The sequence below is a fragment of the Streptomyces sp. SAS_272 genome (assembly GCF_052543235.1).
This window is the reverse complement of record NZ_JBMNDR010000110.1, coordinates 1-24,358: the sequence shown is the minus strand read 5'-3', so window position 1 is coordinate 24,358 and position 24,358 is coordinate 1. Positions and strand designations below refer to the sequence as shown.

General features: G+C 71.6%; 20 protein-coding genes. 4 read left to right on the top strand and 16 right to left on the bottom strand.

The features are described from left to right. Nucleotides 1-253: 253 nt before the first annotated feature. The 16 genes from ACN6LD_RS37715 to rsmH form a co-directional block, all read right to left on the bottom strand. Nucleotides 254-1,519: a DivIVA domain-containing protein gene (locus ACN6LD_RS37715; protein ID WP_319188978.1), complete on the bottom strand. Its 1,266-nt coding sequence runs from the start codon at nucleotides 1,517-1,519 to the stop codon at nucleotides 254-256. A 52-nt stretch (nucleotides 1,520-1,571) separates the two neighbouring features. Next, entirely contained in the window at nucleotides 1,572-1,856 is a 285-nt protein-coding gene (locus tag ACN6LD_RS37710) for a YggT family protein (protein WP_319167576.1), read from the bottom strand. A gap of 73 nt (nucleotides 1,857-1,929) precedes the next feature. After that, nucleotides 1,930-2,571: a cell division protein SepF gene (locus ACN6LD_RS37705; protein ID WP_445045506.1), complete on the bottom strand. Its 642-nt coding sequence runs from the start codon at nucleotides 2,569-2,571 to the stop codon at nucleotides 1,930-1,932. 128 nt (nucleotides 2,572-2,699) lie between these two features. Further along, the gene (locus ACN6LD_RS37700; RefSeq protein ID WP_445045505.1) at nucleotides 2,700-3,419 is read right to left on the bottom strand and encodes a YggS family pyridoxal phosphate-dependent enzyme; all 720 of its coding nucleotides are present in this window, start codon (nucleotides 3,417-3,419) and stop codon (nucleotides 2,700-2,702) included. A gap of 6 nt (nucleotides 3,420-3,425) precedes the next feature. Continuing rightward, complete coding sequence (pgeF, locus tag ACN6LD_RS37695; protein ID WP_319188972.1) at nucleotides 3,426-4,154, bottom strand: peptidoglycan editing factor PgeF; 729 nt, start codon at nucleotides 4,152-4,154, stop codon at nucleotides 3,426-3,428. Then, a complete protein-coding gene (gene ftsZ / locus ACN6LD_RS37690; RefSeq protein WP_266727418.1) occupies nucleotides 4,151-5,341 on the bottom strand; it encodes a cell division protein FtsZ in 1,191 nt (396 codons plus the stop codon). The genes pgeF and ftsZ overlap by 4 nt, the downstream gene beginning before the upstream one ends. A 277-nt stretch (nucleotides 5,342-5,618) precedes the next feature. Continuing rightward, nucleotides 5,619-6,413 (bottom strand): cell division protein FtsQ/DivIB, encoded by a 795-nt coding sequence (locus ACN6LD_RS37685; protein WP_319188970.1) that lies wholly within the window; start codon nucleotides 6,411-6,413, stop codon nucleotides 5,619-5,621. Nucleotides 6,414-6,440: 27 nt separating this feature from the next. Further along, nucleotides 6,441-7,538 (bottom strand): undecaprenyldiphospho-muramoylpentapeptide beta-N-acetylglucosaminyltransferase, encoded by a 1,098-nt coding sequence (gene murG / locus ACN6LD_RS37680; protein ID WP_306953119.1) that lies wholly within the window; start codon nucleotides 7,536-7,538, stop codon nucleotides 6,441-6,443. 6 nt (nucleotides 7,539-7,544) lie between these two features. Then, nucleotides 7,545-8,909 carry a putative lipid II flippase FtsW gene (ftsW, locus tag ACN6LD_RS37675; RefSeq protein WP_319188968.1) on the bottom strand — a complete coding sequence of 455 codons (1,365 nt, stop codon included), beginning with the start codon at nucleotides 8,907-8,909 and terminating at the stop codon, nucleotides 7,545-7,547. A gap of 105 nt (nucleotides 8,910-9,014) precedes the next feature. Then, nucleotides 9,015-10,433, bottom strand: a complete 1,419-nt coding sequence (murD, locus tag ACN6LD_RS37670) for a UDP-N-acetylmuramoyl-L-alanine--D-glutamate ligase (protein WP_319188966.1) — start codon at nucleotides 10,431-10,433, stop codon at nucleotides 9,015-9,017. Continuing rightward, nucleotides 10,415-11,488 carry a phospho-N-acetylmuramoyl-pentapeptide-transferase gene (gene mraY, locus ACN6LD_RS37665; protein WP_057580045.1) on the bottom strand — a complete coding sequence of 358 codons (1,074 nt, stop codon included), beginning with the start codon at nucleotides 11,486-11,488 and terminating at the stop codon, nucleotides 10,415-10,417. Before mraY ends, murD begins: the two co-directional genes overlap by 19 nt. After that, nucleotides 11,485-12,915 (bottom strand): UDP-N-acetylmuramoyl-tripeptide--D-alanyl-D-alanine ligase, encoded by a 1,431-nt coding sequence (locus ACN6LD_RS37660; RefSeq protein ID WP_319188963.1) that lies wholly within the window; start codon nucleotides 12,913-12,915, stop codon nucleotides 11,485-11,487. The genes mraY and ACN6LD_RS37660 overlap by 4 nt, the downstream gene beginning before the upstream one ends. Nucleotides 12,916-12,919: 4 nt before the next feature. Then, complete coding sequence (locus ACN6LD_RS37655) at nucleotides 12,920-14,620, bottom strand: UDP-N-acetylmuramoyl-L-alanyl-D-glutamate--2,6-diaminopimelate ligase (protein WP_415924848.1); 1,701 nt, start codon at nucleotides 14,618-14,620, stop codon at nucleotides 12,920-12,922. Between the two features lie 95 nt (nucleotides 14,621-14,715). Next, nucleotides 14,716-16,683: a peptidoglycan D,D-transpeptidase FtsI family protein gene (locus ACN6LD_RS37650; protein WP_445045504.1), complete on the bottom strand. Its 1,968-nt coding sequence runs from the start codon at nucleotides 16,681-16,683 to the stop codon at nucleotides 14,716-14,718. A 5-nt stretch (nucleotides 16,684-16,688) separates the two neighbouring features. Further along, nucleotides 16,689-17,252, bottom strand: a complete 564-nt coding sequence (locus ACN6LD_RS37645) for a septum formation initiator family protein (protein ID WP_319196790.1) — start codon at nucleotides 17,250-17,252, stop codon at nucleotides 16,689-16,691. A 45-nt stretch (nucleotides 17,253-17,297) separates the two neighbouring features. After that, nucleotides 17,298-18,254, bottom strand: coding sequence for a 16S rRNA (cytosine(1402)-N(4))-methyltransferase RsmH (gene rsmH / locus ACN6LD_RS37640; protein ID WP_319196788.1), 957 nt, complete (start codon nucleotides 18,252-18,254; stop codon nucleotides 17,298-17,300). Nucleotides 18,255-18,536: 282 nt separating this feature from the next. On the opposite strand from rsmH, the gene ACN6LD_RS37635 reads away from it, so the two are divergent. The 4 genes from ACN6LD_RS37635 (at nucleotide 18,537) to ACN6LD_RS37620 (ending at nucleotide 24,302) form a co-directional block, all read left to right on the top strand. After that, nucleotides 18,537-19,145, top strand: coding sequence for a beta-class carbonic anhydrase (locus ACN6LD_RS37635; protein ID WP_415925004.1), 609 nt, complete (start codon nucleotides 18,537-18,539; stop codon nucleotides 19,143-19,145). 251 nt (nucleotides 19,146-19,396) lie between these two features. After that, the gene (locus ACN6LD_RS37630; protein ID WP_319196785.1) at nucleotides 19,397-20,431 is read left to right on the top strand and encodes an AAA family ATPase; all 1,035 of its coding nucleotides are present in this window, start codon (nucleotides 19,397-19,399) and stop codon (nucleotides 20,429-20,431) included. Beyond that, nucleotides 20,431-21,804, top strand: a complete 1,374-nt coding sequence (locus ACN6LD_RS37625) for a DUF58 domain-containing protein (RefSeq protein WP_319196783.1) — start codon at nucleotides 20,431-20,433, stop codon at nucleotides 21,802-21,804. Before ACN6LD_RS37630 ends, ACN6LD_RS37625 begins: the two co-directional genes overlap by 1 nt. Further along, a complete protein-coding gene (locus ACN6LD_RS37620) occupies nucleotides 21,801-24,302 on the top strand; it encodes a transglutaminase TgpA family protein (protein WP_319196781.1) in 2,502 nt (833 codons plus the stop codon). The genes ACN6LD_RS37625 and ACN6LD_RS37620 overlap by 4 nt, the downstream gene beginning before the upstream one ends. Nucleotides 24,303-24,358: the final 56 nt, after the last annotated feature.

Genomic DNA, 24,358 nt, shown 5'->3' with positions numbered 1-24,358 from the left:
CCCGGATCCCTGAGGGATCCGGGCCCCGCGGCGTCGCCACCCCCTGCCGGGGCCTCGCCGCCACCCGCTGCCGTGCCCGCAGCGTCTCCGCGTCGGCCCGGGCGTGCTCCTGCGGCTGCTTGCCTTGCCACCACCCATGGCACGCAGGCCGGCGGTGTTCGGTCGCAACGCGCGTAAAAAGGGCGGGACCCCGGAGGTGATCCGGGGTCCCGCCCTTTGAACGCTGCCGACGCCTAAGGCGTACTACTGGCCGTCAGTTGTCGTCCTCGTCGATGAGAAAGCCGCGCATCGGCGAGGGAGCCTGGCCCATCGGGGAGGGACCCTGCGGACGTACCGGAGCCATCGGCTGAGTCATCGCCGGAGACATCTGCTGCTGACCGCCGTAGGACGGGGCAGCCGGGCTCGGCGCGCCCATGCCCGGGTTGCCGCCGTAGGACGGGGCGCTTGCGCCCGCCGGAGCCATGGAGGGCGCCGGGGACGGCGGCAGGGAAGCCGTGGCCGGAGTACGCGGCGGCGCGAGGGAGTCGTCCGCCTGCGTCTCCAGCTGACGCAGCTGGGACTCGAGGTACGACTTCAGACGCGTGCGGTACTCGCGCTCGAAGCCGCGCAGGTCCTCGACCTTGCGCTCCAGCGTGGCGCGGGCGGACTCCAGGGAGCCCATCGCGACGCGGTGCTTCTCCTGCGCGTCCCGCTCCAGGGCGTCGGCCTTGGCGCGGGCGTCCCGCTCGAGACCCTCAGCGCGGCTGCGGGCCTCGCCGACGATCTTGTTGGCCTCGGAACGGGCCTCGGCGATCGCCTGGTCGGCGGTCTGCTGGGCCAGCGAGAGGACACGGGCGGCGCTGTCGCCACCGGGGCCCTGACCGGGGCCGCCCATCGGACCGCCCATGGGGCCGCCCATCGGACCGCCCATCTGCTGCTGCATGGGCTGGCCACCCATCGGACCCTGACCCATGGGGCCCTGGCCCATCGGACCCTGACCCATCGGGCCGGGACCCATGCCCTGGCCCATGGGGCCGGGACCCTGGGGACCACCCTGACCGCCGGGACCGGCGGGCAGCTGCGGGGCGCCGCTCGGCAGCTGGGGCGGGCCACCCATGGGGCCGCCCATCTGCTGCTGCGGCGGGCCCGATATGCCCGCGGGCACCGGTCCGCCGGGACCTCGCATGCCCTGCTGCGGCATTCCCTGCGGGGGCATCCCCTGCTGGGGCATGCCCTGCTGCTGCATACCGCCCTGCTGCATGCCGCCTTGCTGCATGCCGCCCTGCTGCATGCCGCCCTGCTGCTGCATGCCGCCCTGCTGGTCCTGCTCCGGAGGCTTGCGCATGTTCTGCTGGTTCTGGGCAGCAGCGCGCGTGGCCGCGGCCAGTTTGGCCCGCAGATCCTCGTTCTCACGGAGCAGGCGGGTCAGTTCGGCTTCGACCTCGTCGAGGAAGGCATCGACCTCGTCCTCGTCATAGCCTTCTCGGAGGCGGACGGTCGTGAACTGCTTGTTCCGCACGTCCTCGGGGGTCAACGGCATCTCTTCACCTCAACGTAGTCGTCGGCATCGGCAAGACGGTAGTTCACATCGCTCACAGCTTGCTCACGATCGAGATCAGGATGTAAACGATGATCATCAGTACGAAGAAGGACAGGTCGAGCGCCACGCCCCCGAGACGCAACGGCGGGATTACCCGCCGCAGAAGCTTGAGCGGTGGATCGGTGACAGTGTAGGTGGCCTCCAGAACGACCACCATCGCCTTGCCGGGCTGCCATGAGCGGGCGAACTGGAAGACGTAGTCCATGACCAACCGGAAGATGAGCACGATGAGGAACACCATCAGCGCGATGTAGACGACATCCAGGACCACGCCCATGTTCGGTGCTTCCCTCTCCCCTGTTTCCGTGCTGCTCTGTACTGCTTTGTACTGCTTCTACCGGTCTTGTGTCTCAGCTCTGGTTGAAGAACCCGCCTTCTGCGATGCGGGCCTTGTCCTCCGCCGTGACATCGACGTTAGCAGGCGACAACAGGAACACCTTCTGCGTCACCCGCTCGATGCTGCCGTGAAGACCAAACACCAAACCGGCCGCAAAGTCGACAAGTCGCTTCGCGTCTGTGTCATCCATCTCAGTCAGATTCATGATCACAGGGGTGCCCTCACGGAAGTGTTCCCCGATGGTACGGGCCTCGTTGTAGGTCCGAGGGTGAAGCGTGGTGATCCGGTACGGCTCTCGTTCCGACACGACCTTGGGCATGATCACCGGTGCGTTCTTCTCCAGGGACTGACGTTCTTGTGTGATGGACGCCACGGGCGCGATGCGCGCCGGACGCCCGGATTCCGCGGGGAGCGAAGAAGATCGCGCCACCGGCTCACGAGGGGCGGGCGGCTGAGCGATTCGCACCTCTTCGTCCCTTTGGGACTGATGTGCGCCGTGGGACTGGTGCGCCGACTCGTGTCGCCGGTGATCCCGCTCGGGCTCCGGGTCGAGCTCGGGTTCGAAGTCGTCGTCGGGGTCGAATCCCCTGCCGTCGTACCCATCGTCCTCCACGAGGCCGAGGTAGACCGCCATCTTGCGCATCGCGCCGGCCATGCTCTGAGTCCTCCGCTCTGTGGTGGATCGACTTCCTACTGCCAAGTCCCTCGATCCACGTGGCCCTTATGGCCGCCTTTCGGCGGTAATGACCATATTTTCTGCTGTGGTCCGACTTCCTGGCGACGTTACCCGAGCCCGGGGCGGACTCCGAGTACCGCAGTGCCGACGCGTACATGTGTCGCTCCGGCCGCCACGGCCTCCTCGAGATCCGCACTCATCCCGGCGGACACCATGTTCGCAGCCGGATGAGCTCGGCGCAGGTCAGTCGACAAATCCATCAACCGCCCGAACGCCGCTCGTTGGCGTCCGGCGAACTCCCCGGTCAGAGGGGCGACCGTCATCAGTCCGTCGAGCCGCAGCCCCGGGGAGCCGGCCACCAGGTCGGCCAACTCCGCGACGCCGCCCGGGGCCACGCCGCCCCGTTCGCCCCGCCCGCTGACCCCGGCGTCGAGGGCGACCTGGATGAGGCAGCCCACCTCGCGTCCCGCCCGCACCGCCTCCTTCGACAGCGACGTCACCAGCCTGGCGCGGTCGACGGACTGCACGACATCCGCGTAACCGACCACCGAACGCGCCTTGTTGGTCTGCAGCTGCCCGACGAAGTGCCAGCTCAGCGGCAGGTCGGAGCACTCGGCCGCCTTCGGCGCCGCGTCCTGGTCCTTGTTCTCGGCGACATGGCGCACGCCGAGTCCGGACAGGATGCGCACGTCGCTCGCCGGATAGGTCTTGGTGACCACGATCAGGGTCACCTCGTCCCGCCCCCGTCCGGCGGTCGCGCACGCTGCGGCGATGCGCTCCTCCACTTTCGCCAGGTTCGCGGCGAGTTCGTCCTTACGGTCCGTCATGCCCTATCAGTCCAGCCAGACATATCCCGCGAGTCGCCCCGTGGTGCGATCGCGGCGGTATGAGAAATGGTCCTTCGACTCCCTTGTGCACACGGGCGACCGCACCCGGTCACGTACCCCGAGTCGGTCGAGCTGTGCGTGCACCCCGGCGGCGACGTCGACGGCCGGAGTGCCCCAGCCGGTCTCGGCGTGCGCGGCCGGTTCGACGGCGGCGACCTCGGCGCGCATCGCTTCCGGCACCTCGTAACACCGCCCGCACACGGCGGGTCCGGTGCGGGCGACGATCCGGGCGGGGTCGGCCCCGAGCGACGTCATCGCGTCGACCGCGGCGGGCACGATCCCCTTGACCATCCCTGGTCTTCCCGCGTGAGCGGCGGCGACGACGCCCGCGACCGGGTCGGCCAGCAGGACCGGCACGCAGTCCGCGGTCAGCACGGCGAGGGCCAGCCCGCGGGTGGCGGTGACCAGGCCGTCCACCTCGGGGACGGGCCGGGTGGCCCACGGCCCCTCGACCTCGGCGACGTCGGCGCCGTGCACCTGGTTCATCCAGACGACCCGGCTCGGGTCGAGGTCGAGCGACTCGGCGGCTCGCTCACGGTTGGCGAGCACGGCGTCGGACTCGTCGCCGACCGCTCCGCCGAGGTTGAGCTGCTCATACGGAACGGCGCTCACCCCGCCCCACCGGTCGGTGAAGGCGAAGTGCGCGCCGCTCACGCTCTCGCGCTGTCCTATCACTTCAGGAAGTCCGGCACGTCCAGCTCCTCGGCCGCGCTGTCCGAGTAGGTCCGCGACGGCGGCACCGGCGGGGACGACGGGAGGTCGGCCACCGGCTCGGGCGCCGGCTCCGGCTCCTCCTTCGGGGTCACGCTGCCGAGCGAGCCGAAGGACGGGCGGCTCTCGGGCTGCCGTACCGGAGTGGGCTCGTCGCGCCGGGCCGAGGACGAGCCCATGACGGTCTCGCGGCGGGCCGGCGGCTGGCCGCCGTCGAAGCCGGCCGCGATCACGGTGACCCGGACCTCGTCGCCGAGGGCGTCGTCGATGACGGCGCCGAAGATGATGTTGGCCTCGGGGTGGGCGGCCTCGCTGACCAGCTGGGCGGCCTCGTTGATCTCGAACAGGCCGAGGTCGGAGCCGCCGGAGATGGAGAGCAGCACGCCCCGGGCGCCGTCGATGGAGGCCTCCAGGAGCGGCGAGGAGATCGCCATCTCGGCGGCGGCCACCGCACGGTCGTCGCCCCGGGCCGAGCCGATGCCCATGAGGGCCGAACCGGCCTCGGACATGACCGACTTCACGTCGGCGAAGTCGAGGTTGATCAGACCGGGCGTGGTGATGAGGTCGGTGATGCCCTGGACGCCGGAGAGCAGGACCTGGTCGGCCGACTTGAAGGCGTCGAGGACCGAGACCTGGCGGTCCGAGATGGACAGCAGCCGGTCGTTGGGGATGACGATGAGCGTGTCGACCTCTTCGCGGAGTTCGGCGATGCCGTCCTCGGCCTGGTTGGCGCGGCGCCGGCCCTCGAAGGTGAACGGGCGGGTGACCACGCCGATGGTGAGGGCGCCCAGGGAGCGGGCGATGTTGGCCACGACCGGCGCGCCGCCGGTGCCGGTGCCGCCGCCCTCTCCGGCCGTCACGAAGACCATGTCGGCCCCCTTGAGGACCTCCTCGATCTCCTCGCGGTGGTCCTCGGCCGCCTTGCGGCCGACGGCCGGGTTGGCGCCGGCGCCGAGTCCGCGGGTGAGTTCGCGGCCGACGTCGAGTTTGACGTCGGCGTCGCTCATCAACAGCGCCTGCGCGTCCGTGTTGATGGCGATGAACTCGACGCCCTTGAGACCGACCTCGATCATCCGGTTGATGGCATTGACACCACCGCCGCCGACACCGATGACTTTGATGACTGCGAGGTAGTTCTGCGGTGCTGCCACGTCGAAGGCCTCTCGCCTCGAGTTACGTGTCGTCGCGTCACAGGTGATGCGATCCGACGACTGATGCCGAATGGGACGGTCCGTTTCGCCGACCCGAACCCTAACGCTGAAGTTTAGGGTTACCAGTGTGTCCGTTCCTTGAAGTCTTCTGAACAGGACACTAAGTCGACAAGTGGCGCCCGTTCAACGAACACGCCGAACCTCCCGTTTTTCTTTTCACCCTATGTGATCAGCCATGTCACTGCCCAACCAGGGTGCTGGCCTGCGCTGATGTGCGTCAACTCCCCGATGACGCAGGGGCGGTGGGAGCGCTGACGTCGAAGTGCCGCGCGGCCGGGGCGGCTTTCATGAGAGCGGTCAGCGCACGGCCCTTGGCGGCGCCGTTCTCGGCGCTGCCCCAGGCCACCGTGCGGCCGTCGTTGAGCCGCAGTGCGATGTCGTCGTAGGAACGGACCTTGACCAGCCGTGTCTCGCGGGCGACGGCGGACGGCAGCGAGCCGGCCGCCCGGACCGCCTCCCGCGTCAGCCGGGCCGCTCCGAAACGGCGCAGACTCGCCGCCGCCGATCGCGAGGAGGAGGTCGCCATTTCCAGCATCGGGATGCCTTTGGGGGCCTCGGAAACCGTGGCGAAACGGACGCCCTCGTCGTCCACTTCCACGAAGTTCGCCCCTTTTCGGACCAGGAGAACCGGCGTTCGCTCGACCACTTTCACACTGATTTCGTGCGGCCAGGAACGGACCGCCTCAACCGAGTCGATCCGGGGCAATTCCTTGCGGAGCCTCGCCTCGATCGCGTCGGTGTCGACCGAAATGAGCGGAGTTCCGACGCTCACGTCGGCGACTTCGCGCACCTGTTGCGGGGTCAGCACGGCGGTGCCGGTGACGGTGACCTCCCGCACCCGCAGCCACTGCGAGCCGTACAGCGCCCAGACGACGCCCGCACCGAGGAGGGAGACGACCAGCGCGAGAACGATGATCATACGAAGCCGGCGCGGCCCCAACCGCCGGACAAGGGGCGGGCCGGACGACTCCTGCTGGCGTGCACCGCGCTCGGCGGTGGCGGATCCGGCCACGCTCCCCTGCCCTTTCGTCCATCGTGCCTAACGGTGTGCACGGGAGGCGGCGATCGCCTCGTACACCATGCCGACGAGCAGTTCGTCGGCGTCCCGGCGGCCGAACTCGCTCGCGGCCCGGGACATCTCGTACAGCCGGTGCGGATCGGCGAGCACGGGCAGGACGGTCTCCCGCACCCACTCGGGGGTCAGTTCCGCGTCGTCGACCAGCAGACCGCCGCCCGCCTTCACCAGCGGCTGGGCGTTCAGCCGCTGTTCGCCGTTGCCGATGGGCAGCGGGACGTAGGCGGCCGGGAGCCCGACGGCGGAGAGCTCCGCGACGGTCATCGCGCCCGCGCGGCAGAGCATCATGTCGGCGGCGGCGTACGCGAGGTCCATCCGGTCCACGTACGGTACCGGGATGTACGGGGGCATCCCCGGCATCTGCTGCACCTGCGGCAGTTCGTTCTTCGGGCCGACCGCGTGCAGGATCTGGATGCCGGCCTGCTGCAGCCAGGGCGCGACCTGCTGGACGACCTCGTTCAGCCGGCGGGCGCCCTGCGAGCCGCCGGAGACCAGCAGGGTCGGCAGGTTGGGGTCGAGGCCGAACATGTGCCGGGCCTCGGGACGGGCGGCGGCGCGGTCCAGGGTGGCGATGGAGCGGCGCAGCGGGATGCCGATGTAGCGGGCGTCGCGCAGCTTGCTGTCGGGCGTGGAGACGGCCACCCGGGCCGCGTAGCGCGAGCCGATCTTGTTGGCCAGCCCGGGGCGGGCGTTGGCCTCGTGGACGATGATCGGCACGCCGAGGCGCTTGGCCGCGAGGTAGCCGGGCAGGGCCACGTAACCGCCGAAGCCGACGACCGCGTCCGCCCGGGTGCGCTCCAGGATCTGCTCGGCGGCCTTGATCGTGCCGCGCAGCCGGCCCGGGACGGTGATCAACTCAGGGGTGGGCTTGCGCGGCAGCGGCACGGCGGGGATCAGCGCGAGCTCGTAGCCCCGCTGCGGAACGAGCGTGGTCTCCAGGCCGCGCTCCGTGCCCAGGGCCGTGATCCCCACACCGGGGTCCTGCCTGCGGAGGGCGTCCGCGAGGGCGAGCGCGGGCTCGATGTGGCCGGCGGTCCCCCCACCAGCGAGTACGACATGCACCGAAATTCACCGCTCTCCGGACGGACGCGCCGCCGAGGCACGCCGTCGCATCGTGTTCCATCTCCGGAAGCCCCGTGCGAACGCGGAGCCCCCCGCCCCCCGCTTTCTACCAAAGCGGCGGGGCCGCATCGCAAGCGCCGCCCGCGCAGCGGGCTCGTCGCGTGCGAAAGCGATCAGCAGCCCGATGGCGAACATGGTCGGCAGCAGGGCGGAGCCCCCGTAGGAGAACAGCGGGAGGGGGACTCCGGCGATCGGCAGCAGGCCGAGCACCGCACCGATGTTGATCACCGCCTGCGCGGTGATCCAGGTGGTCACGCCTCCCGCGGCATACCTCACGAAGGGGTCCTCCGTGCGTCCGGCCACGCGGATACCCGCATAGCCTAGAGCCGCGAACAGGGCGAGGACCGACAGCGTCCCCGCGAGACCCAGTTCCTCACCGGTGACGGCGAAGATGAAGTCGGTGTGCGCTTCGGGGAGTTGCCCCCATTTCTCCACACTCGCCCCGAGCCCGGAACCGAAGATCCCGCCGGAGGCCAGGGCGTAGATGCCGTGCACGGCCTGCCAGCAGGAGTCGCCCGGGCCGGGGTCGGTCGCGCCGATGCACTGCAGCCTGGCCATGCGGTTGGGGCTGGTCTTGATGAGGATCACGCCCAGCGTGGCGGCGATCGACAGCACGCCGACGAACAGCCGCGTGGGCGCACCCGCCAGCCACAGCAGGCCGAACAGGATCGCCGTGAGGATGATCGCCGTGCCCATGTCGCCGCCCAGCATGATCAGCCCGAGCAGCATGAAGGCGACCGGCACGAGCGGCACCAGCATGTGCTTCCACTGGCTCAGCAGCTTCTTGTCCTGTTTGCGGGCGAGCAGGTCGGCGCCCCACAGCACGAGCGCGAGCTTGCCGAACTCGCTGGGCTGGATCTGGAAGGAGCCGCCCAGCGAGATCCAGTTCTGGTTGCCGTTGACCGACATCCCTATCCCGGGCACCTGCACCAGCGCCATCATGAAGACCGCGCCGGCGAGGATCGGGTAGGCGAGAGCGCGGTGCAGCTTCACCGGCATGCGGGAGGCGACCAGCAGCAGCACCGCCCCGATGGTGGCGGCCAGGAACTGCTTGCGGAAGAAGAACGAACCCGGCAGCGACATCTGCAGCGCGGTGATCTGAGAGGCCGAGTAGACCATCACGAGGCCCAGCACGGTGATCAGCAGGCTGCCGCCGAAGATCAGGTAGTAGGCGGTCAGCGGCCGGTCCCAGGCCTTCTGCACGCGCGCGTGCAGCCGTCGTACGGGGTTGTCGCGGCGCGGCCGGGAGGCGCCGGCAGGTCTGCGGACGGTTCGCTGGACGGGCGGACGCCCGGTGCGGCTACCGGGCATCTGCCGCTCCGCTGTACGCGGCGCAGCCGCTGCGCTCGGCTGCGCCGTACGTCGGCCGTGACGGTCCCACGCGTCCCTCCCAAGGTCGCCCGGCAGGCGGCCGGGTCAGGTTCCGAGTTCGCGGACGGCCTGAGCGAACGCGTCACCGCGCTGGTTGTAGTTGACGAACATGTCCATGGAGGCGCAGGCGGGGGCGAGGAGCACCGTGTCGCCCTCGGCGGCGAGCCGCCGGGCCTCCTGGACGGCTGCGGACATCGCCCCAGTGTCGGTCCGGTCGAGGTCGACGACGGGTACTTCCGGGGCGTGTCGCGCCAGGGCTTCCCGGATCAGGGCGCGGTCGGCGCCGATGAGCACCACGCCGCGAAGCCGCTTGGCCGACCCGGCCACCAGCTCGTCGAAGGTCGCGCCCTTGGCCAGTCCGCCGGCGATCCACACGATCGATCCGTACGCCGCCAACGAGGCCTGCGCAGCGTGGGTGTTGGTCGCCTTGGAGTCGTCGACGTAGGCGACGCCGTCCACGTCGGCCACGTGGGCGATGCGGTGGGCGTCGGGCACGAAGGCCCGCAGGCCGTCCCGTACGGCCTTGGGGGGCACCCCGAAGGCCCGGGCGAGGGCCGCCGCGGCAAGAGCGTTGGCGATGTTGTGCGGGGCCGGCGGATCGACGTCGGCGACCTCGGCGAGCTCCTGGGCGTTCTTCTGCCGGTCCTCGACGAAGGCCCGGTCGACCAGGATGCCGTCCACCACGCCGAGTTGGGACGGGGCGGGGGCGCCGAGGGTGAAGCCGATCGCCCGGCAGCCCTCCTCGACGTCGGCCTCGCGCACCAGGTCCTCGGTGGCCTTGTCGGCGACGTTGTACACGCAGGCGACCCGGTTGCCCTCGTAGACGCGCCCCTTGTCCTTGGCGTACGCCTCCATGGAGCCGTGCCAGTCGAGGTGGTCGGGGGCGAGGTTGAGGACGGCCGCGGAGTGCGCGCGCAGGGAGGGCGCCCAGTGCAGCTGATAGCTGGACAGCTCGACGGCCAGGACGTCGTACCGCTCGTCGCCGAGCACCGCGTCCAGCAGGGAGACGCCGATGTTGCCGACGGCCGCCGTACGCAGACCGGCCGCCTCGAGGATCGACGCGAGCATGCGGGTGGTGGTCGTCTTGCCGTTGGTTCCGGTGACGCACAGCCAGGGCGCCGCGTCCGGGCCCCTGAGCCGCCAGGCGAGTTCGACGTCGCCCCAGACCGGCACCCCGGCCGCGCGGGCCGCCGTGAACAGCGGCTTGTCGGGCTTCCAGCCGGGTGCGGTGACGACCAGTTCGGCGCCCTCGGGCAGGGTCGCCCCGTCACCGAGGCGCACGGTGACGCCCAGCGCCTCCAGCCCGGCGGCCTGCTCACGGGCGCGTGCGTCGTCGCCGTCGTTGACGACGGTGACGTTCGCGCCGAGTCCGTGCAGCACCTTGGCCGCCGGGAGGCCGGAGACGCCGAGCCCGGCGACGGTGACGTTCTTCCCCTGCCAGTCGGTCACTTCTCTGCTGCCCATCCCGCGTAGAAGATGCCCAGTCCGACGATCACACAGATGCCCTGGATGATCCAGAAACGGACCACCACGAGGACTTCGGACCAGCCCTTGAGTTCGAAGTGGTGCTGCAGCGGCGCCATCCGGAAGACGCGCTTGCCGGTGAGCTTGAACGAGCCGACCTGGATGACCACCGACATGGTGATCAGGACGAACAGACCGCCCATGATGGCCACCAGCAGCTCCGTGCGGGAGCAGATGGCGAGGCCCGTGAGGACGCCGCCGAGCGCCAGCGAACCGGTGTCGCCCATGAAGATCTTGGCCGGCGAGGTGTTCCACCACAGGAAGCCCAGGCAGGCGCCCATCAGCGCCGCCGAGATGACCGCGAGGTCCAGCGGATCGCGCACCTCGTAACAGGCGTTGGGGTTGGTCAGGGTCTCGCCGTTGGCGCAGGACTCCTGGAACTGCCAGACGCCGATGAAGGTGTAGGCGCCGAAGACCAGCACGGAGGCGCCGGTGGCCAGGCCGTCCAGACCGTCCGTCAGGTTCACGCCGTTGGACATCGCGAGGATCATGAACAGCGCCCAGACGACGAACAGCACAGGGCCGATCGTCCAGCCGAAGTCCGTGATGAAGGACAGCTTCGTGGAGGCCGGGGTGTTGCCGCGGGAGTCCGAGAACTGCAGCGACAGCACCGCGAAGGCGATGCCGACGATGAGCTGGCCGGCCATCTTCGCCTTGGCCCGCAGACCGAGCGAGCGCCGCTTGACGATCTTGATGTAGTCATCGAGGAAGCCGACCAGGCCCATGCCGCACATCAGGCCCAGCACCAGCAGACCGGTGTAGCTCGGCGGATTGCCCGTGATCAGCTTGGACAGGAAGTACGCGGCGACCGTCGCGAAGATGAAGGCGATGCCGCCCATGGTCGGCGTACCGCGCTTGCTGGCGTGCTCGCGCGGGCCGTCGTCGCGGATGTACTGGCCGTAGCCCTTGCGCGCCAGCAGTTTGATCAGCAGCGGTGTGCCGATCAGCGTCAGAAAGAGGCCGATGACGCCCGCGAAGAGGATCTGATTCATCATCGGGCGACGACCTCACCCTCGGCGTCGGTCGCGAGCAGCGCCTGCGCGACGGTCTCGAGACCGACCGAACGGGACGCCTTCACGAGTACGACGTCCCCCGGGCGCAACTCGCTGCGCAACAGGTCGACAGCCGCCTGTGCGTCGGACACGTGCACCGACTCCTCACCCCACGAACCCTCGTTGTATGCGCCCAGTTGCAGCCAGGCGGCTTCCCTGCCCCCGACCGCGACGAGCTTGCCGACATTGAGCCGGACGGCGAGCCGTCCGACCGCGTCGTGCTCGGCGAGCGCCTCGTCCCCGAGCTCGGCCATCTTGCCGAGCACCGCCCAGGTCCGGCCCCCCTTCGCCCGTGAGGCTTCGCCCATGGCTGCCAGTGCACGCAGGGCAGCTCGCATGGACTCAGGGTTCGCGTTGTAGGCGTCGTTGACGATCGTCACGCCGTCCGGGCGCTCGGTGACCTCCATACGCCAGCGGGAGAGGGAGCCCGCCTCGGAGAGCGCGGTGGCGATCTCTTGCGCGGACATGCCCAGCTCATGGGCGACGGCGGCCGCGGCGAGCGCGTTCGACACGTGATGCTCACCGTACAGGCGCATGGTCACATCGCTGCACCCGGAGGGTGTGTGAAGGCTGAAGGCGGGCTGTCCGGTGTCCGTGAGTCGCACGTTCTCGGCCCGTACGTCCGCTTCGCCGGACTCTCCGAAAAAGACCGCCTTCGCCTTCGTACGGGAGGCCATGGCCCGGACCAACGGGTCGTCGGCGTTGAGGATCGCGACGCCTCCGTCGGCCGCCGGGGGCAGCGACTCGACCAGCTCGCCCTTTGCCTGCGCGATCTGTTCGCGACCGCCGAACTCGCCGATGTGGGCGGTGCCGACGTTGAGGACGAGGCCGATCTTCGGGGGCGTCAGACCGGCGAGGTAGCGGATGTGGCCGATTCCGCGGGCGCCCATCTCCAGCACGAGGAAACGGGTTTCCTCGGTGGCCGACAGGGCGGTCAGCGGCAGTCCGATCTCGTTGTTGAGCGAACCGGGCGTGAACACGGTCGGCGCCTTGCGCCGGAGCACCTGGGCGATCAGGTCCTTGGTGCTGGTCTTGCCGGCCGAGCCGGTGAGTGCGACGAGGGTGGCGCCGAGCCGGTGGACGACGTGCCGGGCGAGGGCCCCCAGCGCCGCCTGGACGTCGTCCACGACGATCGCGGGCACACCGACCGGCCGGGAGGCCAGCACGGCCGCCGCGCCCGCCTCGACGACCGCTGCCGCGTAGTCGTGTCCGTCCACCCGTTCGCCGACGAAGGCGACGAAGAGGCTGCCGGGCGCCACCTCGCGGGAGTCCCGGACGACCGGTCCGGTGACTTCCACGGACGGATCCGGTATGTCGTGCGTCTGCCCGCCGACGACTGCTGCGATCTCGGCGAGGGAGAGGGCGATCACAAGTTCATCCCTGGGTCTGCTGGATAGCTTCGCGAAGCACCTGGCGGTCGTCGAACGGACGGACCACCCCGGCGATGTCCTGGCCCTGCTCATGGCCCTTGCCCGCGACCAGCACGGTGTCCCCGGCGTGCGCGCGCGCCACGACCGCGGCGATCGCTGCGGCCCGGTCCTCGAACAGCTGCACGTCGCCGCGCTCGTGGGCCGGCACCGACGCCGCGCCCTGGAGCATCGTCGCGAGGATCGCGAGGGGGTCCTCGGAGCGGGGGTTGTCGGAGGTCAGCACGGCGGTGTCGGCCAGCCGGGCGACGGCGGCGCCCATCGGGGCGCGCTTGGTGCGGTCCCGGTCGCCGCCGCAGCCGAGGACCACGTGCAGCCGACCCTTGGTGACCTTGCGCAGCGCCCGGAGCACCGACTCGACGGCGTCCGTCTTGTGGGCGTAGTCGACGACCGCGAGGTAGGGCTGCCCGGCGTCCACCCGCTCGAGGCGGCCCGGCACGCCCGGCACGGCGGCGACGCCGTCGGCGGCGGTCCGCGGGTCGATGCCGGCGGCGGCGAGGGAGACGATCGCGGCGAGGGTGTTCGCCACGTTGAAGCTGCCCGGCAGCGGCGACCTGGCGCCGACCCGCACCCCGTCCGGGCCCAGCACGGTGAACGTCGAGTCCATCGGGCCGGTCTCCACGTCCACGGCACGCCAGTCGGCGTCCGGGTCGCCCTCGGCGGAGAAGGTGACGACCGGCACCTCCGCCTCCTGGACCAGCCGGCGGCCGTACTCGTCGTCGAGGTTGACCACGCCGAGTCTGCTGCGTTTCCGCGTGAACAGCTGCGCCTTGGCCCGGAAGTAGTCCTCCATGCCCGAGTGGAACTCCATGTGCTCCGGGCTGAGGTTGTTGAAGACGGCGATGTCGAAGACACAGCCGTCGACCCGCCCGAGGACCAGCGCGTGGCTGGACACCTCCATCGCGACCGCCTCGACGCCGCGCTCGCGCATGACGGCGAACAGGGCCTGGAGGTCGGTGGCTTCGGGGGTGGTGCGCTCGGACTTGATGCGCTCGTCGCCGATGCGCATCTCGACGGTGCCGATCAGCCCGGTGGACCTGACGGGCTTCAGGCCGCCCTCGACCAGGTACGCGGTGGTGGTCTTGCCGGAGGTGCCGGTGATGCCGATCTGGAGCAGGTCGCGGCCGGGGCGGCCGTAGATCGTGGCGGCCAGTTCGCCCATGACCCCGCGCGGGTCGTCGACCACCAGGACCGGCAGGCCGGTCGCGGCGGCGCGGTCGGCGCCGGCGGGGTCGGTGAGGACGGCGACCGCGCCCAGGCCCGCGGCCTGGGCGACGAAGTCGGCTCCGTGCAGGCGGGCGCCGGGGAGGGCGGCGTACAGGTCGCCGGGGCGGACCGCGCGCGAGTCGTGGGTGATGCCCGTGACCTCGGCGGCGGTGTCACCCGGCTGCGCGGCGCCCAGCTGATCGGCGAGCTCCGCGAGGGGTGTGGCGGAGACCTGGGCCGGTCGCGGCGGTCCCGGATATGTCACGGAAGCGCCCTTCTGGGTGGTTTGGGACTGATCAGCGTGTGGCACGGCGGTGAGCGTACCGGGCGCACCCGCCTGCGGGCGAAGCGAGGGCGCGGCCGTCGGCGGACTCGCGGGCGGCCCGGCGGGGGGCGCCGTCGGCGATGCGGGAGTCCCGGGGTCGGGAGTGATCATGGTCACGGGCTGGTTCCTGGCTTGCTCGGCGCTGAACAGTGGCGTTCGGGGGGTCGGGGGCGGAAGGGGCGGGGACGCCGCTCGGGTCGGTGGCCCGGCGGTCAGGGCGTGAAGGAGACCGGGAGGTTCGCGGCCTTCGCCCCGGTCGGTGGGACCTGCAGGGTCTTCAGGGCGAACTCCATGACCTGCTTGAAGACGGGGCCGCAGATCTGGCCGCCGAAGTAGCTGCCCTCGGTGGCGTTCTGGATGGCGCAGTAGACGGTGATGCGGGGGCTGTCCGCGGGCGCGAAGCCGGCGAACGACGAGGTGTAGCCCTTGTAGGTGCCGGTGGCCGGATCCACGCGGTTGGCGGTGCCCGTCTTGCCCGCGACGCGGTAGCCGGGGATGCGCGCCTTGGCGCCCGTGCCCTCCCGGTCGTCCACGACCGACTCCAGCATGTGGGCGAGGGTCTTCGCCGTCTTCTGGCTGACGACGCGGCTCTTCGCGGGCGACGCGGCGGGCGTGAAGCGTCCGTCCGGCCCCTTGGTGCCGCGCACCAGGGTGGGCTCGACGCGCACGCCGCCGTTGGCGATCGTCGAGTACACGGAGGCCGCCTGGACCGCGTTGAGGGACATGCCCTGGCCGAAGGGGATCGTGTACTGCTGCGAGGTCGACCACTTGTCGGGCGGTGCGAGGATGCCCTTCGTCTCGCCGGGGAAGCCGAGGCCGGTGTGGCTGCCGAGGCCGAACTTGCGCAGGTACGAGTACAGGACGCGGTTGGCCTCGGCCTGGGTCTTGCCCAGCTGTCCGGTGGCCAGGATCGTGCCGATGTTGCTGGACTTGGCGAGCACCCCGTTGAGCGTGAGGTTCCAGGTCGGATGGTCGATGTCGTCCTGGAAGAGCCGGTCGCCGCGGTGCAGCCGGTTGGGCACGGTGACGTGCGTCAGCGGGGTGGCGGCGTTCTCCTCCAGCACGGCCGCCATGGACATGATCTTGGCGGTGGAGCCGGGCTCGTAGGCGTCCTGGACGGCCGCGTTGCCCAGGGCTCCGGGGTCGGCCTTCGACAGGTCGTTGGGGTCGAACCCGGGCGAGTTGGCCAGGGCGAGGATCTCGCCGGTGCGGGTGTCCTGCACGATGACGTAGCCGCGGTCCGCCGCGGACTTCTGCACCTGCTCGGTGATGGCGTTCTGCGCGGCCCACTGGATGTCGCGGTCGATCGTCAGCTCCACGTCGGAGCCGGGCACCGCGGGCGTCTCGGTGGAGCCCACGGTGGGCACCTGACGGCCGCCGGACTGGGCATAGCGGATCTTGCCGTCCTTGCCGGACAGCGTGGAGTTCAGCTGCTGCTCGACGCCGCCGCCGCCCCTGCCGTCGGCGTTGACCCAGCCCAGTATCCCGGCGGCCAGCTCCTTGTTGGGGTACACGCGCTTGCTGCTGGGCACGGAGAACAGCCCGGCGAGGACGTTGACCGTGGAGCGGTCCGTCTCCGCCTTGGCGGAGAGCGCGGACCTCAGGTCGCGGATCTGCTTCCACACCTGCGGGGTCTGCCGCCCGGCGAGCTTGACGTAGCGCAGGTTCCGGTCCTTCGGCCGCAGCTTCCCGACCAGGACGGACTGCTGCTGGCGGAGGATCGGCGCGAGAAGGGCGGCCGCCTGCTCGGGACCGTCGTCGATCTTCAGCTGAGCGCGGGCGAACATGGTGGGGTCGGCCGTGATGTCGTAGGCGTCCTCGCTGGTCGCGAAGGCCACGCCGGTGCGGTCGGTGATCTCGCCGCGCTCGGCGGGCAGCACCTGGCCGACGTACCGGTTCTGCTCGGCCTTGGCGGTGTAGGCGCTCGCGTCGACGGCCTGCACCTGCAGGAGGCGGACGACGAAGGCGATGAGCACCAGGGCCAGCGCGAGGCCCACCATGCGCAGCCGGGGGCGGGGGCTGCCGAGCCGGATGACACGCGGGGCGGCGCCGCGGGGAGGCGGTGCGGTCGGGCGGCGGGCCGGGCGGGCCCCGGGTCCCGGGCGCCGCTGGGCGGACGCGGGACGGGAGGGCCGGGCGGGGCCGGGCACACGCCGGCGCGGCGGTTCCCTGTCGGACACTTCCGTCACCTGCCGGGGGTCTCGGGGGTGGCTGCGGTCGGGTCGGGGGCCGCGCTCCGCGCGGGGGCGGCGTCCTGCTCGGGGAGGTCCTGCCCGGCCGGGGCGTCGCCCGGCGCGTCGGACCCGGCCGGTTCGGGCGCCTGCGGGAGCGTCCGGGAGAGCGTGACGGTCTCCGGCGGCCGGACGACGGGGTCCGCGGACTGCCGGGCGGCCGCGGACGGGACGCCCTTCACGGTGCCGTCGGGGTTCAGGAACGCCGGGTCCCCGCCCGGGACCATGCCCAGTTCGCGCGCACGGCGCTGGAGGGCGTCCGGGGCGGAGTAGGAGTCGATGTCCCGCTGGAGCGCCTGCTCCTCGTCGGTGAGGCTCTTGGTGTCCTTCTGCAGGTCGTCCATCTTGAACGAGCCCTCGCTGAGGGCCGAGTTCAGCACGAGCAGTCCGATCAGGCCGCCGCCGAGGAGCAGCACGACCAGGAGGACGAACGGAGTGCGGGCGGCCTGCCGGGGGCCGGCCGGGAAGAGCCGCGCGAGGCGGGCCGCCCTCCCCTTCAGCGCGGGTTTACTGCTCACTCGCCCTCCCCCGGACCCGGTGTGCGGACCCTCGGCTCACGCCCGTCATTCGATGGACTCCCTGATTCGCTCGGCACCGCGCAGCCGCGCCGGGGCGGCGCGCCGGTTCTCGGCGATCTCTTCCTCGGTGGGAAGTTCGGCACCGCGGGTGAGCAGCTTGAGTCTCGGCTGGTAACGCTCGGGGACGACCGGCAGCCCGGGGGGCGCGGTGTTGGCGGCGCCGGCCGCGAACACCTGCTTCACCAGCCGGTCTTCGAGCGATTGGTACGACAGGACGGCGATCCGTCCGCCCACGTCGATCGCGCGCACCGCGGCCGGGATCGCCCGTTCCAGGACGGAGAGTTCGCCGTTCACCTCGATGCGCAGCGCCTGGAAGGTGCGCTTGGCGGGATTGCCGCCGGTGCGCTTGGCGGCCTGCGGAAGGGCGTTGCGGATCAGTTCGACGAGCCGGGCGCTGTTGGTGAACGGCTCGTCGTCGCGCTCGCGCACCACCGCGGAGACGATCCGCTTGGCCTGCTTCTCCTCGCCGTACGCCCGCAGGATCCGCACGAGTTCGCCGGGCGGGTAGGTGTTGAGGACCTCGGCGGCGCTGACGCCGGTCGTCTGGTCCATCCGCATGTCGAGGGGGGCGTCCTGGGCGTAGGCGAAGCCGCGGTCGGCCTCGTCGAGCTGCATGGAGGAGACGCCGAGGTCGAACAGGACGCCCTGCACGCGCGCGACGCCGAGCCGGTCCAGTACGTCGGGGAGCTCGTCGTAGACCGCGTGCACGAGGGTGGCGCGCTCACCGAACGGGGCGAGGCGCTCGCCGGACAGGCGCAGGGCCTCCTTGTCGCGGTCGAGGGCGATCAGCCGGGCCTCGGGGAACCGTGTCAGCAGGGCCTCGCTGTGCCCGCCGAGGCCGAGCGTGCAGTCGACGACCACCGCTCCGGGCTCCTGGAGGGCGGGGGCCAACAGGTCCAGGCACCGCTGGAGCATCACCGGGACGTGTCGACTGTGACTCAAGGGGGCCTCTCAGATCCGGCGGGTGATGACGCACCGCCGGGTCCCCGCCCCTCGTGAAGGGAAGGCCTGCCGGCGCCGCGGGGAGATCTCGGCGGCCGGGCCGGGGTCTCACGGGTTCAGTCCAGCAGGGAGATCGTCGCCTCCCGCTTCGCGTCACTTTAGTCCACGGGGTCTCGCGGTCAATCAACCGGCCTGCGCGGCGCGGCCCAGGCGTTCCGCGGTGCGGCCCGCGGGGGTTCCGGCGGCCCGCAGCCTTGTGGCTTACCTCACAAAGTGGGCGTGATGACGCTCTTTTTCCCCTCTCACAGCAGGACCGCGACGCGTGTGACCAGTACCGTCATGAATATGACGACTTCCGCATCCGTACCCAGTGAGACCGCGGGCGCCATACGCGGCGGGACCGTGACCGACCGCCTCGTGGAGGCCAACGAGCGATACGCCGACGCCTTCACCGACCCCGGCATGGACGCCCGCCCCGTCCTGCACGTCGCGGTCGTGGCCTGCATGGACGCCCGTATCGACCTGCACGCCGCGCTCGGCCTCGAGCTCGGCGACTGCCACACGATCCGCAACGCGGGCGGCGTGGTCACCGACGACGTCATCCGCTCGCTCACCATCAGCCAGCGCAAACTGGGTACCCGCAGCATCGTCCTGATCCATCACACGGGGTGCGGTCTGGAGGCGATCACCGAGGATTTCCGCACCGAACTGGAGATGGAGATCGGCCAGCGTCCGGCGTGGGCGGTGGAGTCCTTCCGGGACGTCGACCAGGACGTCCGGCAGTCGATGCAGCGGGTGCGCACCTCGCCGTTCCTGGTGCACACCGACGACGTGCGCGGCTTCGTGTTCGACGTGCGGACCGGGCTGCTCCGCGAGATCGACCCCGCGTGACCACACGACTTCGCGGTCGTTCTTCCCTGTCGTTTCGCTGTTGATGTGAGGCTCTCGGACGCCCGAAAGGCCATAACCCCGACATATCACGGACAGTTGTCCACACGCGAGTGACACGAAACGGTAACGGCAGCAAGAATGCGGATGTGACGCCGCGCTGAGCAGTTCGCGGGTGGTGTCCGTGATTCGGGGTGGGCCGGTTAGCGCGACAGAGCGTCGGCCCGTGGAAAGTACGGGCCGAGGAGGGCCGGGTGACGACCTATGACGATCGAGCGAGCCTCACAGATCTGACCGCCACTGTGGAGCGTGTCCGCAGTTCGGTGGAGGGAGTGATCGAGGGCAAGCCCGAGGTCGTACAGCTTTCGCTGACCGTGCTGCTCGCCGAGGGGCACCTCCTGATCGAGGACGTGCCGGGCGTCGGGAAGACGATGCTGGCCAAGGCGCTGGCGAAGTCCATCGACTGCACGGTGCGCCGTATCCAGTTCACGCCCGACCTGCTGCCCTCGGACATCACCGGCGTGTCCATCTGGGACCAGCAGCGCCGGGACTTCGAGTTCAAGCCGGGCGCGATCTTCTCGCAGATCGTGATCGGCGACGAGATCAACCGGGCCTCGCCCAAGACGCAGTCGGCGCTCCTGGAGTCCCTCGAGGAGCGCCAGGTCACCATCGACGGGCAGACCTACGAGCTGCCCAGCCCGTTCATGGTGGTGGCCACGCAGAACCCGGTCGAGATGGAGGGCACCTACCCGCTGCCCGAGGCGCAGCGCGACCGGTTCATGGCCCGGGTCTCCATCGGCTACCCGAGCGCCGAGGCCGAGCTGCAGATGCTCGACGTGCACGGCGGGGTCAGCCCGCTGGACGACCTTCAGCCGGTGGCCCACGCACACGAGATCGTCAAGCTGATCGACGCCGTCCGGAGCGTCCACGTGGCGGACTCGGTGCGGCGCTACGCGGTCGACCTGGTCGCCGCCACCCGGACCCACCCCGACCTCAGACTCGGCGCCTCGCCGCGCGCCACGCTGCATCTGGTGCGCGCCGCGAGGGCGACCGCCGCGCTCAACGGTCGGGACTACGCACTGCCTGACGACGTCCAGAACCTCGCCGTGGCCGTGCTCGCCCACCGTCTGCTGCCCACCGCGCAGGCCCAGCTCAACCGGCGCACGGCGGAGCAGGTCGTCGAGGACATCATCCAGCGCACCTCGGTGCCGGCGACGCCCCAGCAGCACGGGTACGGGCTGGGCCACGGCGCCCAGGCGTACGGCCGGCAGCAGCCGCGGAGGCTGTGATGACCGCCGGGGGGACCGGGCAGCCGTCCGCCGGCCAGGCGGGGAAAGGGGACAGGGGCGGCGCGCGCACGGCCCTGGCGGGCCTGACCACCCGCGGCCGTTCCTTCCTGGCGGCCGGCGTCGCGGCCGCCGTCTGCGCCTACGTGCTCGGACAGCCCGACCTGCTGCGGGTCGGGCTGCTGCTGGCGGCCCTGCCGCTGATCTGCGCGGCCGTCGTGTACCGCACCCGCTACCGGGTCGCCGGCAGCCGCCGGCTCGCCCCCGCGCGGGTGCCGGCGGGCAGCGAGGCCCGCGTCCATCTGCGGATGGACAACGTCTCGCGACTGCCCACCGGCCTGCTGATGCTCCAGGACCGGGTGCCGTACGTGCTCGGCCCGCGCCCCCGCTTCGTGCTGGACCGGGTGGAGGCGGGCGGCCGCCGCGAGGTGTCCTACCGGGTCCGCTCCGACCTGCGCGGCCGCTACCCGCTGGGCCCGCTCCAACTGCGCCTGAGCGACCCCTTCGGCATGTGCGAGCTCACCCGGTCCTTCTCCACGCACGACACCCTCACGGTGATACCGCGTGTGGAGTCGCTCCCCCCGGTGCGGCTGAGCGGCGAGGCCAACGGGTACGGCGACGGGCGGCAGCGCTCGCTGGCCCTCGCCGGCGAGGACGACGTCATCCCGCGCGGCTACCGCTACGGCGACGACCTACGCCGGGTGCACTGGCGCTCCACCGCTCGCTACGGCGAGCTGATGGTGCGGCGCGAGGAGCAGCCGCGGCGCTCCCGCTGCACGGTGCTGCTCGACACCCGTGGCCTGGCCTACCGGGGGGCGGGCCCCGACTCCGCCTTCGAGTGGGCGGTCTCCGGCGCCGCGTCCGTGCTGGTGCACATGCTGGAGCGGGGCTTCTCCGTGCGGCTGCTGACGGACACCGGCACCTCGGTGCCCGGGGCGGGCGCCGACGGCTACGCCGGGGGCGGCCAGGAGTCGACCGACGCGGCAGGGCTGATGATGGACACCCTCGCGGTCGTCGACCACTCCGACGGCGCGGGCCTGTCCCGGTCGTACGACGTGCTGCGCGGCGGCCACGAGGGGCTGCTGGTGGCCTTTCTCGGCGATCTCGACGAGGAGCAGGCGGCGATCGCGGCGAAGATGCGCCAGCGCAGCGCAGGCGCGGTCGCCTTCCTCCTGGACGGCGACGGCTGGGTGCGTGAACCGAACGGCGCCGCCGATCCGATGAACAGGCAGGAGGAGCGGCTGCGGATGCTGCGCGAGGCGGGCTGGACGGCCCTGAGCGTGCCGCGGGGCGCATCGCTGAACGAGCTGTGGCGGCTCGCGGAGCGCGACCGGGCGGGCGTCGCGGCTTCGGGTGGCGGGGAGGGAAGGGCATGAGCGGGCGGGCTCGACTGACACTGTGCTCCGCGGCGGCGACGCTGCTGGCCTCGTGCGCCCTGCTGCCCCTGGTGGAGCCGGCGACGTGGCTGCTGCAGGCCGCGTTCCTGCTGGCCGTCCAGTCCGGGGTGGGCGCGGCGGCCCGGCGCGTGCCGCTGGCGCGGCCGCTGACCGTGGCGGTCCAGGCCCTGGTCACGCTGATGGCGCTCACCCTGGTCTTCGCCCGGGGGCACGCGGCTCTCGGGCTGGTCCCCGGCCCGGACGCCTTCCGGCACTTCGGCGACCTGCTGCAGGCGGGCGCCGACGACATCGGGCGCTACGCGATACCGGCCCCGCTGTCCGACGGCATACGGCTGATGGTGATCGGCGGGGTCCTGGTGATCGGCCTCGCGGTGGACACCCTCGCGGTGACGTTCCGCAACGCGGCCCCGGCCGGTCTGCCGCTGCTGGCGCTGTACTCGGTCGCCGCCGGGCTGTTCGACGGATCGGCCGACTGGCTGTGGTTCCTGGTGGCCGCCGCGGGCTATCTGATGCTGCTGCTCGCCGAGGGCCGGGAGCGGCTCTCGCAGTGGGGCAGGGTCTTCGGCGGAGCCACGCACAGCCCGGGCGAGCCGTCCGGGCCGGTGGCCCCGGTGCGTACCGGCCGACGCATCGGGATGGCGGCACTGGGCGTCGCCCTCGTGGTGCCGCTGCTGCCGCTGCCGGCCGTCCAGGACGGACTGCTGGGCGCGACGGGGGCCGGTGTGGGCGCCGGCAACGGCAGCGGGGGCACGATCTCCGCGGTGAACCCCCTGGTGTCGCTGCGCGACAGCCTGAACGTGGACGAGGACCGCACGGTCCTGACCCTGCGCACCAACAGCGGCAACCTCTCGGACCTGTACCTGCGGATCGTGTCCCTCGACGACTTCGACGGCACCACGTGGAAGCCGGCCAAGCGCCACATCACGGCGGTGCCGGACGACTTCCCGGCGCCCACCGGTCTGGGGCCCGACGTGAAGCGGGCGGAGATCACGACCCGGATCGCGGCCGCCGGCAGCTACGCGCAGGACTGGCTGCCGATGCCCTATCCCCCCAGCGGCGTGCAGATCAAGGGCAACTGGCGTTACGAGCCGGTCGGCATGACCCTGGTCGGCGACCACGGCCAGAACACCAGCGGCAAGTCGTACCAGGTGACGAGCCTTGACGTGCAGCCGACGGCGCAGCAACTGGCCTCCGCGGCCAAGGCCCCCGACTCGATCCGGCGGGAGTACACCAAGGTCCCGGACAACCTGCCGGCGGCGGTGGCGCGGCAGGCCCGCGAGATCACCGAGAACGCCACGAGCGGTTACGAGAAGGCGGTCGCGCTCCAGGACTACTTCGCGGTGACCGGCGGCTTCGAGTACGACACCCAGGTCGAGGTCGGCAGCGGCCCGGGCGCGATCGCCCGCTTCCTGCGGGACAAGCAGGGCTTCTGCGTCCACTTCTCGTTCGCCATGGCGGCGATGGCCCGCACGCTGGGCATACCCGCGCGGGTCGCGGTGGGCTTCGCTCCGGGCTCGCCGCAGGCAGACGGCACGGTGACGGTGAGCCTGAAGGACGCGCACGCCTGGCCGGAGCTGTACTTCGAGGGCGTCGGCTGGACGCGCTTCGAGCCGACGCCCACGCGTGGCTCGACGCCGACGTACACGCTGCCGGAGACCTCGGGCCAGGCGCTGCCCGATCTGCCGCAGGCCTCCCGCTCGGCGGACGCCGCTCCGTCGGCCGCTCCGTCGGCGAGCGCCAGCTGCTCCGCCACCGACAGGAAGCTCGGCAACTGCGCCGACCCGCTGCCGCTGGACCAGGCGGACCAGGGCGCAGGCGGCACCCCGTGGTACCGGATCGCCGGCTGGGCCCTGCTGGGAGCCGCGGCGCTCGCCCTGCCGCTGCTGCCGATGCTGTGGCGGCTGAGACGGCGTTCGGTGCGGCTGGCGTCCGCCCGGCACGCCTCCGCCACGGCGTCCGGCGCGCCGCCCGGCCCCCGTAAGGACGAGACCGACGGCCGGGGCGACGGCGGCGAGCCCGCGGTGCTGCTGGACATGCCGCCGCAGGAGGCCGCCGAGGCGGCGGCCGGGCACGTCCTGGCGGTGTGGCGCGAGCTCACCGACACGGCCTGGGACTACGGCATCGAGCCGGACGAGGCGCTCACGCCGAGACGGGCCGCGGCGCGGATCGTGCGGATCGGGGAGCTGGACGAGACGGCGAGCCGTTCGGTGCACCGGGTCGCGGACGCCGTGGAGCGGGTGCTGTTCGCCCCGGTGCCCACGACCGAGGCGGGCCTGGCGGACGAGGTCCGCCGGGTGCGGACGGCCCTGCGGGAGAACGCGGGCAGGCGCACGCGGGTGCGCGCCGTGGTGGCGCCGCGTTCAGCCGTCCGTGCGGTATGGGACCTCGCCGACCGCTGGATCGCCCTCAAGGCGTCCTGGGCGGCCCGTCTGACGGCGCTGGTCCGCCGCCCGTCCCGCCACCAGCCGAGCGGCTGAGGGAGAGCGAGCGGGAGACAGAGCGAGGGGGCGACCACCCGGGCCGGGTGGTCGCC

Excerpts from the sequence above, each read along its gene's own strand:
- ACN6LD_RS37715 (WP_319188978.1), bottom strand. The coding sequence starts at position 1,519 with ATGCCGTTGACCCCCGAGGACGTGCGGAACAAGCAGTTCACGACCGTC.
- ACN6LD_RS37710 (WP_319167576.1), bottom strand. The coding sequence starts at position 1,856 with ATGGGCGTGGTCCTGGATGTCGTCTACATCGCGCTGATGGTGTTCCTC.
- ACN6LD_RS37705 (WP_445045506.1), bottom strand. The coding sequence starts at position 2,571 with ATGGCCGGCGCGATGCGCAAGATGGCGGTCTACCTCGGCCTCGTGGAG.
- ACN6LD_RS37700 (WP_445045505.1), bottom strand. The coding sequence starts at position 3,419 with ATGACGGACCGTAAGGACGAACTCGCCGCGAACCTGGCGAAAGTGGAG.
- ftsW (WP_319188968.1), bottom strand. The coding sequence starts at position 8,909 with ATGCCCGGTAGCCGCACCGGGCGTCCGCCCGTCCAGCGAACCGTCCGC.
- murD (WP_319188966.1), bottom strand. The coding sequence starts at position 10,433 with ATGGGCAGCAGAGAAGTGACCGACTGGCAGGGGAAGAACGTCACCGTC.
- mraY (WP_057580045.1), bottom strand. The coding sequence starts at position 11,488 with ATGATGAATCAGATCCTCTTCGCGGGCGTCATCGGCCTCTTTCTGACG.
- ACN6LD_RS37635 (WP_415925004.1), top strand. The coding sequence starts at position 18,537 with ATGACGCTCTTTTTCCCCTCTCACAGCAGGACCGCGACGCGTGTGACC.
- ACN6LD_RS37625 (WP_319196783.1), top strand. The coding sequence starts at position 20,431 with ATGACCGCCGGGGGGACCGGGCAGCCGTCCGCCGGCCAGGCGGGGAAA.
- ACN6LD_RS37620 (WP_319196781.1), top strand. The coding sequence starts at position 21,801 with ATGAGCGGGCGGGCTCGACTGACACTGTGCTCCGCGGCGGCGACGCTG.